The 13,925-nt window shown below is 39.5% G+C and carries 13 protein-coding genes and 1 tRNA gene; 5 read left to right on the forward strand and 9 right to left on the reverse strand.

Annotated features, from left to right (window positions below; translation table 11 throughout):
• Positions 1 to 75: 75 nt before the first annotated feature.
• From Epro_RS01160 to Epro_RS01180, 5 genes are all read right to left on the reverse strand, one after another.
• Positions 76 to 1,905 (reverse strand): cation:proton antiporter, encoded by a 1,830-nt coding sequence (locus Epro_RS01160; protein ID WP_082121453.1) that lies wholly within the window; start codon positions 1,903 to 1,905, stop codon positions 76 to 78.
• Positions 1,906 to 1,951: 46 nt separating this feature from the next.
• Entirely contained in the window at positions 1,952 to 3,022 is a 1,071-nt protein-coding gene (gene mnmA, locus Epro_RS01165; RefSeq protein WP_052569808.1) for a tRNA 2-thiouridine(34) synthase MnmA, read from the reverse strand.
• Positions 3,019 to 4,095 carry a [FeFe] hydrogenase H-cluster radical SAM maturase HydE gene (hydE, locus tag Epro_RS01170; protein WP_052569810.1) on the reverse strand — a complete coding sequence of 359 codons (1,077 nt, stop codon included), beginning with the start codon at positions 4,093 to 4,095 and terminating at the stop codon, positions 3,019 to 3,021. Before hydE ends, mnmA begins: the two co-directional genes overlap by 4 nt.
• A 74-nt stretch (positions 4,096 to 4,169) precedes the next feature.
• Complete coding sequence (locus Epro_RS01175; protein WP_052569811.1) at positions 4,170 to 4,493, reverse strand: DUF2752 domain-containing protein; 324 nt, start codon at positions 4,491 to 4,493, stop codon at positions 4,170 to 4,172.
• Positions 4,477 to 4,731: a TM2 domain-containing protein gene (locus Epro_RS01180; protein WP_052569813.1), complete on the reverse strand. Its 255-nt coding sequence runs from the start codon at positions 4,729 to 4,731 to the stop codon at positions 4,477 to 4,479. Before Epro_RS01180 ends, Epro_RS01175 begins: the two co-directional genes overlap by 17 nt.
• A 137-nt stretch (positions 4,732 to 4,868) precedes the next feature.
• Here Epro_RS01180 and Epro_RS01185 point away from each other — a divergent pair, with 137 nt between their 5' ends.
• From Epro_RS01185 to Epro_RS01205, 5 genes are all read left to right on the forward strand, one after another.
• Positions 4,869 to 5,579 (forward strand): PIG-L deacetylase family protein, encoded by a 711-nt coding sequence (locus Epro_RS01185; protein ID WP_052569815.1) that lies wholly within the window; start codon positions 4,869 to 4,871, stop codon positions 5,577 to 5,579.
• A 41-nt stretch (positions 5,580 to 5,620) separates the two neighbouring features.
• Positions 5,621 to 6,640 carry a tetraacyldisaccharide 4'-kinase gene (gene lpxK / locus Epro_RS01190; RefSeq protein WP_052569817.1) on the forward strand — a complete coding sequence of 340 codons (1,020 nt, stop codon included), beginning with the start codon at positions 5,621 to 5,623 and terminating at the stop codon, positions 6,638 to 6,640.
• A complete protein-coding gene (locus Epro_RS01195) occupies positions 6,601 to 7,191 on the forward strand; it encodes a D-glycero-alpha-D-manno-heptose-1,7-bisphosphate 7-phosphatase (protein ID WP_052569819.1) in 591 nt (196 codons plus the stop codon). Before lpxK ends, Epro_RS01195 begins: the two co-directional genes overlap by 40 nt.
• Positions 7,192 to 7,344: 153 nt before the next feature.
• Positions 7,345 to 7,467: a DUF3108 domain-containing protein gene (locus Epro_RS06950; RefSeq protein WP_272945918.1), complete on the forward strand. Its 123-nt coding sequence runs from the start codon at positions 7,345 to 7,347 to the stop codon at positions 7,465 to 7,467.
• 40 nt (positions 7,468 to 7,507) lie between these two features.
• A complete protein-coding gene (locus tag Epro_RS01205) occupies positions 7,508 to 8,446 on the forward strand; it encodes a cation diffusion facilitator family transporter (protein ID WP_052569822.1) in 939 nt (312 codons plus the stop codon).
• A 19-nt stretch (positions 8,447 to 8,465) separates the two neighbouring features.
• Here the strand turns inward: Epro_RS01205 and Epro_RS01210 are convergent, their stop codons facing one another.
• From Epro_RS01210 to gpmA, 4 genes are all read right to left on the reverse strand, one after another.
• Positions 8,466 to 9,314 carry a deoxyribonuclease IV gene (locus Epro_RS01210; RefSeq protein ID WP_052569824.1) on the reverse strand — a complete coding sequence of 283 codons (849 nt, stop codon included), beginning with the start codon at positions 9,312 to 9,314 and terminating at the stop codon, positions 8,466 to 8,468.
• 22 nt (positions 9,315 to 9,336) lie between these two features.
• Positions 9,337 to 9,421: transfer RNA gene (locus tag Epro_RS01215), tRNA-Leu, on the reverse strand.
• A gap of 788 nt (positions 9,422 to 10,209) precedes the next feature.
• Positions 10,210 to 12,369 (reverse strand): Tex family protein, encoded by a 2,160-nt coding sequence (locus tag Epro_RS01225; RefSeq protein WP_052569826.1) that lies wholly within the window; start codon positions 12,367 to 12,369, stop codon positions 10,210 to 10,212.
• Positions 12,370 to 13,110: 741 nt separating this feature from the next.
• Positions 13,111 to 13,857 carry a 2,3-diphosphoglycerate-dependent phosphoglycerate mutase gene (gene gpmA, locus Epro_RS01230; protein WP_052569828.1) on the reverse strand — a complete coding sequence of 249 codons (747 nt, stop codon included), beginning with the start codon at positions 13,855 to 13,857 and terminating at the stop codon, positions 13,111 to 13,113.
• Positions 13,858 to 13,925 lie beyond the last annotated feature (68 nt).

The raw sequence follows: 13,925 nt of genomic DNA on the forward strand, positions 1-13,925 counted from the left end.
TTTTTGTTATTGCTTTATCTGTTGCTATGATAACATAGCCGTTGCTTACCTTCTTATCATCCTAACTTCCTATCATCATTTGTTCTTCGTTTTCTTAAAGATTTCGTCTCTGCAAATTGCATCGTCGGGTTTGCATTCTTCTGCGGCTATTTCGGCTGCCGCGGCAAGCAGGCTTTGCTCTTCAAGATCGTCAAGCAAAAGCGACGTAAGAGATTTTGCAACTTCTTCTTCCTCTATCGCGATTCCGGAAATGCCTATTTGTTTTAAATGTTCTTTGCTGTGAAGAAAACGCGCTCTTACAAAAATGCGCGCTTTAGGGTTTAGCGCCGCCGCAAGCGACGCTGTTGCGGAAGTTATGCTTAAAGACGGCACGGTTATTATAACGTAATCCGCGCTTGAAATGCCTGCGGCTTCCAAAATATCTTTTTTAGTTGAATCGCCGTAAATTGTGAAAAATCCTTTTGCGCTTAAACTGTTTACGGTGTCCACGTTCATTTCTATTATTATAGGGTGCACGTCATGCTCTAAAAGCATTTGCGTTATTTTTTGCCCCGTCGGTCCGTAGCCTATTATAAGCGCTGTTTTTTTTGCGAGATAATCTTCGGTAGGCAAAAGATTTTTTGCAAGTTCTTGATTTTTATTTCTCTTGCTGCCGCGTTTTTCCGCAACCGCATTTAAGAAGTTCCATAATTTTTCTTTTGAACGCAAGATAGTTTCAAAAGCGGGAATACGTGAAAATACCGCAGGGTTTAAAGTTATTGAAATTATCGCGCATATAACTATTGCGTTGTAAACGGTGTCTCCGGCGAGGTTTAATCTTTTTGCTTCCTGCGCTAAAATGAAAGAAAATTCTCCAACCTGCGCAAGTCCCGCGGCCACGGTAAGCGCCGTGCGTATTGAGTATCCTAAAATTGTAACAACAAACATTGCCGTAAGCGGTTTTACAATAAGAACTATCGCAAGACACGCCAATATTAGAAGAGGATATTCAATAAAATATCTCGGGTCAAAAAGCATTCCCACCGATAAGAAAAACAAAACGGCGAAAGCGTCTCTTAAAGGAAGAATATCTGCCGCAGCCTGATTGCTTACTTTGCTTTTTCCTACAACCATTCCGCCCAAAAACGCGCCTAAAGCAAATGATGCCTGAAATACTACCGCCGCTATCATAGCTGTTGCAAAAGCTATTACAAGAACCGTAAGCGTAAACAATTCCTGCGAGCGCGTTCTTGCCACTTTTGACATAATCCACGGAACAAGTCTTCCGCCTGCTTCTATTACCAAAATCCACAAAACGCCTATTTTTAAAACGGCAAACGCTACCGCTTCCACAATTTTCAAATTGCTTTCGCCGCCGCCGGCAGCGGCGGAATTGGCGCTGTTTAACATTCCTGCAAGAATCGGCAAAACTACCAAAATTAAAACAGTAAGAATATCTTCTACCACAAGCCACCCTACGGCTACGTGCCCATGGACTGTGTTTAAGGCGTCGTTGTCTGATAAAACTCTAAGCAAAACAACCGTGCTGGCTACCGCAAGCCCAAGACCTAAAATAAGTCCGGACTGTAAATCAAGACCTAAAAGCGTTCCTATATAAGTACCTATTACCGTAGCAACTGCGCTTTGCACAATTGCGCCCGGAATAGCTACGCCTTTTACGGCAAGTAAATCGTCTATTTTAAAATGTAATCCTACGCCGAACATTAAAAGTATTACGCCGGCTTCGGAAAGCTGGAAAGCAAGACTGTAGTCTGCGGTAAAAAACGGGGTGTTGGGGCCTATTAAAAAACCTGCAAGCAGATATCCTACGATAGAGGAAAGACCGAGTTTTTGAGTGATAAACCCGAATGCAAGAGCGAAAGCAAATCCTACGCCTAAAATGTAAAGAAGCTGGTATTCGTGCATTTTTTTCCGCCGGGAAGTTTTATTATAGCGGTATTATAGCATATTTTTATTTTATTATTGCTCCGCCTAAAACTACGTCGTTATCGTAAAAAACTACGCTTTGTCCGCTTGTTACCGACATTTGCGGTTCGTAAAAAACAACTTCCGCTTCGTTATTTTCAAGCGCGGTAACTTTTGCTTTTGCCGGAGCGTGCTGTTGTCTTATTTTTGCCATAACGTCAATTTCTGTTTTTGGCGCGGCAATAGAATTCCACAAAACTTTTTGCGCCGTAAGTTTTGACGAATATAAATCTTTTTGCTCGCCGACTACTATAACGTTTTGTTTTGCGAGAATATTTATTACGTAAAGCGGTTCTTTTGTTCCGCCGGAAAGTCCGAGACCTTTGCGTTTTCCTATTGTGTAATTCCAAATTCCGTTGTGCTTGCCTAAAATTTTTCCGTTTTTATCTGCGATATCGCCGGAGTTTGTTTTAAATTGCAAAATATCGTTGTAATCTCCGCAGTAAAAATCCTGACTGTCCGGTTTTTCAGCAACAGGAATGCCTGCGGCTTGCGCAATTTCTCTTACTTCGCTTTTTGTAAGCTCGCCGAGGGGAAATAAAGTTTCCGATAAATTTTTTTGATTTAATCTGTATAAAAAATAAGTCTGATCTTTTTTTTGGTCTTTAGCTTTGCAAAGTTGGAACATTTTTAAACTGTCGTTGTATTTTATATTTGCATAATGTCCGGTGGCAAATTTATCAAAAGATATTCCGGTTCTTTTTGCCGCTTGAGGTAAAACTCCGAATTTAATGTAAGTGTTGCACCACACGCACGGGTTTGGAGTGCGTCCGCTTTTGTATTCGTTTTTAAAGTTTTCAAGAACCACGTTTTTATATTCCTGACGGCAGTCTATAATGCGGTACGGTATTTTTAAAAATTCAGCAATTTTTTTAACCGACGCAATATCGTCTTCTTCTGGACCCAAACAAGCGTCTCCGCCTGTAATTTTAGGCGCGGCAATAGAACCGTCCCAAATAGACATCATGGCGCCGATAACTTCATGCCCCTGTTTTTTTAATAAGTATGCCGCCACCGCGGAATCTACTCCGCCGCTAAGCCCAACTAATATTTTCATAGAATTTCCTTGCTTTTTGAATTTCCTTTTCCTTGCGATATGCTTCTGCCTATTGAATTTATTTTACTTTCAATGCAAAATCTGCACTTATAAGGAGTGTCTGTAACGCAAATTTTTCCCGGATACAGTTCATAAAGTTTTCTGTATTCGCCCTCGGTGGCGTTAGGCATAACAACATTTGCCCCGCTTTGCAAAGCAATCATGCGTCCGTCAGGGTTCAACGTTTCCATAGCCGTGGTCGCAGGAATATTGATATCAGGCATTAATAATCTTAAAATAGCCATAACTTTCAGCGCAAGCTCAAAATTGTTTTGGTCGTTTGCCGTTAATTCAACTTTTAACTTTTCACTTTTCACTTTGTCGTTAAGAGGAGTATTCGGATTTAAAATAAACGGTCCAATTCCAGCCATATCAACGGGAATAGATTTTAAATAAAGTATATCTTTGGCAATGCTTTCAAGAGTTTGTCCGGGAAGCCCTACAATAATTCCGGAGCCTGTTTCATATCCGAGTTTTTTTATATTTTGAATGCATTCTTTTCTGTTTTCAAGGCTCATTTGCGGATCTAATTTTTCATATAAATCTTTGTCTGTGGTTTCAATTCGCAAAAGATATCTGTCGGCGCCTGCGTCTTTGTAGACTTTATATTCTTCAAAAGTTTTTTCGCCTATGCTTAACGTAACGGCAATGTCAAATTTTTTTATGGCCGAAATTATTTGAGACATAATGTCTGAAGTGTAATAAGGATCTTCGCCGGACTGCAAAACTACCGTTTGATATCCGTAGCTTTTAGCTTTTTTTGCTAAATCAATTATGGTTTCCGGTTCAAGACGGTAACGGTCAACTTTTTTATTGTCTCGTCTTAACCCGCAGTAGAGACAATTTTGTTTACAGATATTTGAAAATTCTATCAGCGCGCGCAAATGCACTTCGTCGCCTACGTTTTTTTTGCGGACTTTGTCTGCGGCGGCAAACAGTTTTTGCGGCTTATCGGTTTTTAAAAGTTCTAAAATTTCATTTTCGGTTAAAGAATTAGTTTTTAAAACTTTGTTTAATATTTCTTCAAAAATCATGAGCTTATTTTAGCAATATATAAGCATAAAAAAAAGTTCGGAGTTTTAAAAAACTCCGAACTTTTTTATTTAAGCTATTTCTTTAATCTTCTTCGTTTTTGAAAAATCCACGCTATTGTGCAAATAACAATCAGCGGGAAAGTTACAATTATTAAGCTGTTAAATTCAAACGCTCTTTCAAATTTGAAATGCAAAACCTGATAAACCGCTCTTGTAGTTCCGCAGCCTATGCATTCTTTGTCAAACAACAGTCTGTAAATACAAAGAACGGGCGCATCGTGTAAAATAAATTTTTCAGGTAAAGCGTAAAATAACAGCGCACAGCCTGCAACAATTAATAATCTGACTTTGTTTATTTTTCCAAAATATTTCTTTAAAAACTTATTTTGAAATAACATGACCTTTGGCGTCTGTAAACTTGTTGGTTGCTATAAGTATAATGTCTATAATCCACCATACTCCGCATCCGCCGCCTGTAAACAATTTCAAAAGACCCGTTCCGATTTTACCGACGTAGAATCTGTCAACTCCAAGAGTTCCGAGGAAGATAGACAAAAGAAAAAGAATAAGCCATTCGTTATTTTCTGCGCTTTTCTTGCTGACTTTTTTAACGGCGTTGTTTGCTTTTTTAGCCATGATAGCTCCTTAATAGAAATTGAAATACTCAAGGATTATATAAAACAAATGATAAAAATGCAAAAATTTTGTAAAATTGAAGAACTTCCGGATATGATATTTACTAAATCCGAACATTTGAAATTAGGAGAAAAACGATGGCGCAACTCCGTTTTAAACATCTTTTCAGAATATTTGAACACATTCGGCCTTTTTTAAGTTACTCTATTGCCGCCGATGATTCTCTCTATGACAGACGTATTTTGGTAATAGCTCCGCACCAATTAGATGAAGCCGTAGGCTGCGGCGGAACTATAATTAAGCACGCGCAAAACGGCGGGCATGCGGAAATTGTTTACTGCACGCACGAAAACCCCGAGAGAATGAAAGAGTCGGAGGCTGCCGCGTCGCTGTTGGGCTCTAAAAGAAATCATTTTTTACAATTTGCCGCCAGAAGTTTAAGCGGAAATAAACGTTTTGAAGAAACGCTGGCTTCAATAATAAAAAGAGTTAAACCTAACGCGGTTTTTCTTCCGTTTTGGTTTGATAATCATAAAGACCACACCGCCGTATCTAAAGCGCTCATAAAAATAAATAAAATTGTAAAACTTAATTTTACGGTTTACGCTTACGGCGTTTGGTCGCCTGTTATGCCTAATGCCATAGTGGATATCTCAAGCGTTTGGGAACAAAAACAGAGCGCAATAGAATGCTATAAAAGCCAGCTTGCTTCAAGAGATTATGTGAAAATTGCGCAGGGCTTAAATTCTTATTGGGCGGAAATAAAAAAACCGGGAATGAAATACGCCGAAACATTTTTTAAATTAAGCGCTCAGGAATACATAAAGTTAGGGCGCAAAATATTTTAACGAGAAAAAGTTTTCGTTATCCTAAAAAACAAGGCTAAACCGTGGCAAAAATTTTATATCCGTTTTCAATAGCGTATCGCGCGTTGTCGGCGCTTGACAGAAAAGTTTCTGCGCCGCGCTGTCTTGATGCGCCTGTTATAAGCGTGGGAAATCTTACATGGGGCGGCACCGGTAAGACTCCGCTTGTTATTGAGTTGTTGAAGTTTCTTGTAAAAAATAATTTAAAACCCGTTGTTTTAACGCGCGGCTACGGGCGCAGCGGTAAAATTCCGTTATTATTAAAAAACGGCGCGCCAAAAGTTAATCCGGCAAACTCGGGCGATGAGCCGCTGTTAATTGCAAAAAGCGTTCCCGAGGCTTGCGTAATTGTTGCGGCAGACAGATATGCGGCGGCGTTGTCGTTTAGAAATAAAATAAATCCTGATGTGTATGTTCTTGACGACGGTTTTCAGCATTGGAAAATAAAAAGAGATTTGGATATTGTCTGCATAAACGCTTCAAACCCGTTTGGAAACGGAATGCTTATTCCCGCCGGAAGTTTAAGGGAAAAACCGTCGGCGTTAAAGAGAGCCGGGCTTATAATTATTACAAACTCGGATACGGTTTGCGCAAAACGTCTTTTGGAATTAAAAAAGGAAATATCAAAATACTCAAAAGCGCCCGTAGCGTTTACGTATTACGGCGGTTTGCAGTATAAAAAAATAGATTTAAAAACAAATTTTAATTTTAAGCTGTTAAAAAATTCTAAAACAGCCGCAATAAGCGGCATAGGTTTTTCCGAAGGTTTTAGAAAGTCCGTGGAAAAAACCGGCATAGTTTGCGAAAAATTTATATCTTTAAAAGATCATAAAAAATACGATAAAAAAATGTTAGAGAAAATTTTTGCGTCCGCGGGTAAAGAAAGTTATTTTATAACAACTTCAAAAGACGCGGTTAAAATAAATGCTGTTTTAGACGAGAAAAACAAAAAACGCGTAGCTGTTCTTACGGCTGCGCCGCAATTTAAAAACGGAAAGGAAATATGGGAAAAAACAATTCTAAGAAAAATAAAAAAACGTTAACGCCGGCCGTGTTTTTAGACCGCGACGGCACCGTAATATTTGACAGAAATTACTTAAGCTCGCCAAAACAGGTGAAACTTTACGCTTATGCGGCAGACAGCATAAATAAGCTTCGCAATGCGGGTTTTAAAGTTATAGTTGTTACAAATCAATCCGGAGTGGGCAGAGGAATGTTTACGCAAAAAGATTTGAAAAAAGTAAACGACAAATTTATATTTCTTCTTAAAAAAAGCGGCGCAAAAATAGACGGACTTTATTATTGTCCTCATATTGACGAAGATAAATGCTTGTGCAGAAAACCAAACACGGGCATGGTTTTGCAAGCCGCTAAAGATCACGGCATAGATTTAAAAAATTCTTATACGGTGGGCGATAGCGTCAGAGATTATCTTTTAGGCAATAATTCCGGAGGCAAAGGCGTTTTGGTGTTAACGGGGCACGGAAAAAAACAGGTTGAAAAAGTAAAAAACGAGAAAATAAAACCTTTATCCGTGTGCAAAACGTTAAAACATGCAACGGAGCTGATAATAAATGATGCTAAAAAAACTTAGTTTAATCGCAATTTTAAGTTTGTTTGTATGTCAGGCTTTTGCGGCTACACAGCGCTCTTTTGTGTCTGAAAAACTTAAAGAAGAAAAAGCGAAACTTGACGCCAAAAGAAATGAATTTCAGTGGCGTAAACATGACGGCAGTCTTTTGCCGGAATTTTTAAAGCTACGGGAAAAATGCAGGTTTGGATTACAAACGACGACAAAAAAATTCCCGTTCACGTAAAAGTAAAAATTCCTATAGGTTCCGCCACGGCGTCGCTGGAAGCAATAGAGTAAAGTTGCCGGTTGTTTAGCGGTTTACGGGAGCATATTTTTTATGCCGCAAAAAAATGCAGCGTCCGCAGCAAAGCTTTCAATGGTTTCAAACACGTGTCTTACGCTTGGAAAGCTTATAACGGGTTTGCTCATAGGTTCAATTTCAATAATATCCGAAGCCGCTCATTCTTTAGTAGATTTGATAGCGGCTTTTATTGCTTTTGCAGCTATTAAAGAATCCGCAAAACCTGCTGATAACGAGCACCCTTACGGGCACGGAAAATTTGAAAATATATCGGGTTCTGTGGAAGCTCTTTTAATTTTTGCCGCTGCTGTGTACATAATTTATGAAGCTGTTTCAAGACTTATTTCGCCAAACCCGGTGCGCATGCCTTTGGTGGGCGCGCTTGTAATGTTTGTATCGGCAGCGGTTAATTTTTTTGTATCGCAAAGGTTATTTAAGATTGCAAAAGAAACAGATTCAATAGCTTTGGAAGCCGACGGCTGGCATTTGCGCGCGGACGTGTGGACGTCTGTGGGAGTAATGAGCGCGCTGTTAATTATAACGCTGTTAAAATTGTTAAAAGTCGGCGGAAATTTTGCATGGATAGATCCGGCGGCGGCGCTTGTTGTTGCCTTAATGATAATAAAAACGGCGGTTAAACTTACCGTAAAATCGGTCAGAGATTTGTTTGACGTTAGTTTGCCCGACGAAGAAGTTGCCGAGATAGAAAATATAATAAGAGCCCAGGCGCACATAATTTCCGGCTGTCACGATTTAAAAACAAGAAAGGCGGGAAACAAAAGGTTTGTGGAGTTTCACATACTTGTAAACCCTAAAATGACGGTTCTGCAGTCTCACGAAATTACAAGAGAGTTGGAAAAACAAATTTCTTTAAAACTGGAAAACTCTACAATAACCATTCACGTTGAACCCTGCGATTACACATGCACTCCAAAATGCCGCACGGGGTGTCTTGTAAAGATAATTGATAATTGAGAATTGATAATTGAGAATTTTACTGCTTTCGCCACTTAAACAACTGTTCTAAATTCAACCTGTCCGCATTCTCCGGTTCTTTCGGAGTTTCTATAATTGCGGCTTCGGCTGTGTTTTTTACTGCCTGCACAAAATGCTTTAATCCTTTAGCGCCTATCAAACCTTTTCCCAAATGTTCATGTCTGTCTTTTTTTGATCCGCATGCCATTTTTGAGTCGTTAAAATGAATTACTTTCAGTTTGTTCAGCCCTATCTTTGCGTCAAAATCCTTTAACATTAAATCTATTTTTTTAGGATCGGATAAATCATATCCGGCGCCGAAAGCGTGAGCTGTGTCAAAACATATCGCAATTTTTAATTTGTCTTTAACATCGTCTATTATTGCGGCAAGTTCCGTAAAATTAGAACCTATTTTTCTTCCTTCGCCGGCTAAATTTTCTAAAAGTAAAATAGTATCTATTTTATTTTGCGAATAAATTTTATTTATGGAGTTTGTAATTTTTTTAATGCCGTCTGCAATATTTGAAAACTCGGAATAAGACCCCGGGTGGACAACGTAATACTTTGCGCCTATTTCATTTGCCAAAAGCAAATCTTTTTGAAAAGCGTCAAAAGATTTTTTGTAGAGTATTTCGTTGGAAGTTGCAAGGTTTTGCAGGTAAAACGTGTGAACTATAAGAGGGAAAAGGTTTGCTTTTTTTAGCGAACGTTTAAAATCTGAAATTTCGTTTTCGGAATATTTTTTGCTGTTCCAAACCCGCGGGCTTTTTGTAAAAATTTGCATACTTTCACAGCCAAGCGACGAGGCTTGGTCTATTGCGTTTTGAAACCCGTTTCGCAAAGATGCGTGTATGCCAAAGCGTATCATAAAAGTTTGTTTGTTTGTGATTTGCCGAGGGCGGGACTTGAACCCGCACGCCGCCTAAGCAACTTGAGATTTTGAGTCTCACGTGTCTGCCATTCCACCACCTCGGCTTTGAGGAGCGAAGAGTATTCTATAATAAAAGGTGTTTTTAGTCAAATTGAAGATTATTTTTTTATATATTATGCCCATCTCATTGTGTGCGCAGTCGCAGAATGTGTAAATTATGCCTTTGTTGTTAATTTCACTTTTAACTTTTAAAGATGTAATGAATACGTCTAATATTTAGTAAACGTGGATTGCCGATTACGGATTTCGGCAATGACACACAAGTGTGTTGCTTTTCACTTTGCCGTTATTAAACACCTTGGGTATTGCATACCCAAACCCGCCTACTTTTTGCAAGCGATCAAAAAGTAGCAAAAACTCTGCCGCTCTCGCTGTGCTCGTTAACGCGGCGGCACGACAAAACGGCGAAGCGCTTGTTTTAGTTGGAATGTTTGATGCGTCTTATATAACACGCATTTCACTGCGAAGATTTTTGGGAAATTTAAAAAACTCGCGCACTACGTGCGCTCAAACACTTTAAATTTCTTATCCAAAAATCTTCTCCGTGAAATAAGCACGCGGCGGAGCGCTTTATGTGGAAGTAACGGCAAAAGCGCGAACGGAAAACAACAACGACAACGGCAAATCCTACGCTTCGCTCGGATGGGGTAAAAGATAACACTCGTCATTTAGCGGGGACAGAGTCCCTCGCAGAATCTACACATATGCTTTTGTCGTTAATTTCACTTTTCACTTTTAAAGATGTAATGAATACGTCTAATATTTAGTAAACGTGGATCCCGGATTAAGGCATTCCGGGATGACACTTCGTGTCACTTTGCCGTTATGCCGTTTACTTTCCTACTGCTTCCAGGCTTATTCTTTTTAATTCTGCGTCAACTTTTAAAACTCTTACTTTTATTGTGTCTCCTACGGAAACAACTTCGTATGGGTTTTTTACAAATTTGGAACTTAATTTTGATATGTGAATTAAGCCGTCTTGGTGAACGCCTATGTCAACAAACGCGCCGAAATTTGTAACGTTTGTTACGGTGCCGTTTAAAACCATGTTTTCCTGCAAATCTTTAATATCGGTTATTTGTTCGCTAAATTCCGCCGTGGAAAAATCTTTTCTCGGGTCAACGCCGGGTTTTTTTAATTCCGCAATTATGTCGTTTAAAGTTAAAAGCCCAATTTCAGGCGTTACGTAGTTTGCTGGGTTTATGTTTTTTATTAACGCGTCGTTTCCTATAAGTTCAGAAATTTTAACGTTTAAATCTTTAGCCATTTTTTCAACGGCTCCGTAGCTTTCAGGGTGGACGGCAGAATTATCCAAAGAGTTTACTCCGTCGGGAATTCTTAAAAAACCTGCGCACTGCGTAAAAGTTTTGTCGCCAAGTCCGGTAACTTTTTTAAGTTCCGTTTTATCTTTAAACGATCCGTTTTTTGTTCTGTAACTTACAATATTTTTTGCCACGGTTTTAGATATGCCTGAAATATACGATAAAAGTTCTGCGGATGCGGAATTTAAATTTGCTCCCACAAAATTTACCGCAGATTCTACCGTGTCGTCAAGCTGTTTTTTTAGCTGCGCTTGGTTTACGTCGTGCTGATACTGCCCTACGCCTATGGATTTCGGGTCAATTTTTACAAGTTCCGCCAGCGGGTCTTGCAGGCGCCTTGCTATGCTTATGGCGCCTCGGACGGTAACATCTAAATTCGGAAATTCCGCCACGGCAAGCGGCGACGCCGAGTAAACGGACGCGCCGGCTTCGCTTACGGTTACAATTTTCGGCTGAATTTTAAAAGTATGATTTTTTAAAACGTTATTTATAAAATTTATTGTTTCCCGCGATGCGGTTCCGTTTCCTACGGCTATAAGTTCTACGTAATACTCTTCTATAAGGTCAACTAAAACTTCTTCGGCTTCTTTTGTGCGAAGCGCGGGTTCGTGCGGAAATATTGCGTGATACTCTTTAAAATTTCCGTTTACGTCGGTAACCGCAACTTTGCAGCCGGTTCTAAAGCCGGGGTCTACGCCCATAATAATTTTATGTCCGGCGGGCGCTGCAAGAAGCAGGTTTTTGGCGTTTGTTGCAAAAACGTTTATTGCGTCGGCGTCGACGGATTCCATTTTGGATAAAAATATTTCAACTTGTAAAGACGGATAAAGATGTCTGTCGTAAGCCGTTTGAACGGCGGTAAAAAGTTCGGGGTAAAAAAGCGAACGGTTATTTTTGGCTACCGACGTTAAAATTAAATCTACGGCTTTATCGTCTTCAACGACTATTTTCCACGTTAAAACTTCTTCTTTTGTTGCGCGCCTTATTGCAAGAAGTCTGTGTCCGGGGACGGTTTTCAACGGTTCGGCGTAATCGTAATACATTTCAAATTTTGTTTTTATATTTGCCGCGGCTTTTGTGGCTTTAGAACGTATTTGCCCCGTGGAAGTTATAAACGTTCTTAATTTTCCTCTTATGTTGGCATCGTCGGAAATTTGCTCGGCAATAATATCTATTGCGCCGATAACGGCTTTTTCAATTGTGTCTATGCCTTTTTCTTCATTTAAGTATTTTTCAAGAAATTTTTGTCTGTCTTCTTTCATAGACAAAGTTTGCGCTAAAATTTCTACGGCTAACGGTTCAAGCCCGGCGGCTTTTGCAACTGTGGCTTTTGTTTGGCGTTTTGGTTTATACGGAAGATAGAGGTCTTCAAGTTTTGTTTTTTCTCTGCAGTTTTCAATTTTGGCTTTAAGTTCGGGGGTGAGTTTTTTCTGCTCTTCTATGCTTTTTAAAATTGTTTCTTTTCTTGCTTCAAGCTCTATATAGTATTGAAGTTTATCGGAAATGTCGCGCACGTTTACTTCGGTTAAATTGCCGGTTTTTTCTTTTCTGTAGCGCGAGATAAACGGCACCGTGTCGCCGTCTGAAAGCATTGAAACGGTATTTTTAACGCCTGCTTCGCCAAGAGATAATTCGGAAGAAATCCATTCTATAATTTGTTTAGCGCTCATCTCTCTTCTCCTATGTTAATTTTACAATGCAATGATTATAGCAAAAAGTCAAAGTCTTGGGTATTGCATACCCAAACCCGCCAACACCTTGGGCGTTGCACCCCAAGCCCCGCCTCACTTTTTGCAAACGATCAAAAAGTAAGCAAAAACTCTGCCGCCAGCAAGCATTCGCTGCGCGTTTTTATCGCAATTTCCGAACTCGCGCAATAACAACACATTAAGGAATGCGCTCAAACATGCGGAAATTTTTAGTGCGATAAAAACTCTCCGCTCATAAGACGCTTGAGGGCGGCAACGACTAACAGCTTACAATAATAAACAAAAAAAACCCTGCGGAGATAGCGCAGGGTTTTTTTGTATATTGAATCTTTAAAAGATTTGTCGTTTGTTTTTAATTTCACTTTTCACTTTAAAAAATGTAATGAACACGTCCAATATTTAGCAACCGTGGATCCCGGATTAAGACATTCCGGGATGACACTTCGTGTCACTTTGTAGTTTTTTTGTCGTTAATTACACTTTTCACTTTAAAAAATGTAATGAACACATCTAATATTTAGCAACCGTGGATCCCGGATTAAGACATTCCGGGATGACACTTCGTGTCACTTTGTAGTTTTTTTGTCGTTAATTTCACTTTTCACTTTAAAAAATGTAATGAACACGTCCAATATTTAGCAACCGTGGATCCCGGATTAAGACATTCCGGGATGACACTTCGTGTCACTTTTCACTTTGTCTTTACTTGGCTTTTCCTTGGTTGGCAACTGCTTCCATGGCTTTTTTTACGGCTTCGGGGTCGCCTATGTAATAGTTTTTAATGGGTTTAAGGTTTTCGTCAAGTTCGTAAACAAGCGGCATTGCCGTGGGGATGTTTAAATTCACAATGTCGTTGTCGCTTATGTTATCAAGATATTTTACAAGCGCTCTTAAGCTGTTGCCGTGGGCTGCAATTATAACTTTTTTTCCGGCTTTAACTTGCGGGGCTATTTCTTTTTCCCAATAAGGAACAACTCTTGCGACAGTATCTTTTAAGCATTCCGTAAGAGGAAGTTCGCTTTTGGAAAGTCCGGCGTATCTTGCATCTTTTCCCGGGTATCTTTCATCATCTTCTGTTAACGGCATAGGGGGGGTATCGTAACTTCTTCTCCAAATTTTTACCTGATCTTCGCCGTATTTTGCCGCAGTTTCGGCTTTGTTAAGCCCCTGAAGAGCGCCGTAATGTCTTTCGTTGAGTTTCCAATTACGGATAACCGGCACCCAGAGCAAGTCCATAACGTCGGTAACTGTCCAAAGGGTTTTTATTGCTCTTTTCAAAACTGAAGTGTATGCCAAATCAAAAGTAAAACCGTTTTTTTTAAGCTGCTGTCCTGCTTTTATGGCTTCTTCTTTGCCTTTTTCGGACAAATCAACGTCTGCCCAGCCGGTAAATCTATTTTCTTTGTTCCAAACGCTTTCGCCGTGCCTTATCAAAACTACTTTATACATTGAAACCTCCAAATAAAAATTTTGCATAAAATATCATATTTTTAAAAAAATTGCAAATATTGCGATGA

Source organism: Endomicrobium proavitum, from assembly GCF_001027545.1.
GTDB classification, from domain to species: Bacteria; Elusimicrobiota; Endomicrobiia; order Endomicrobiales; family Endomicrobiaceae; genus Endomicrobium; species Endomicrobium proavitum.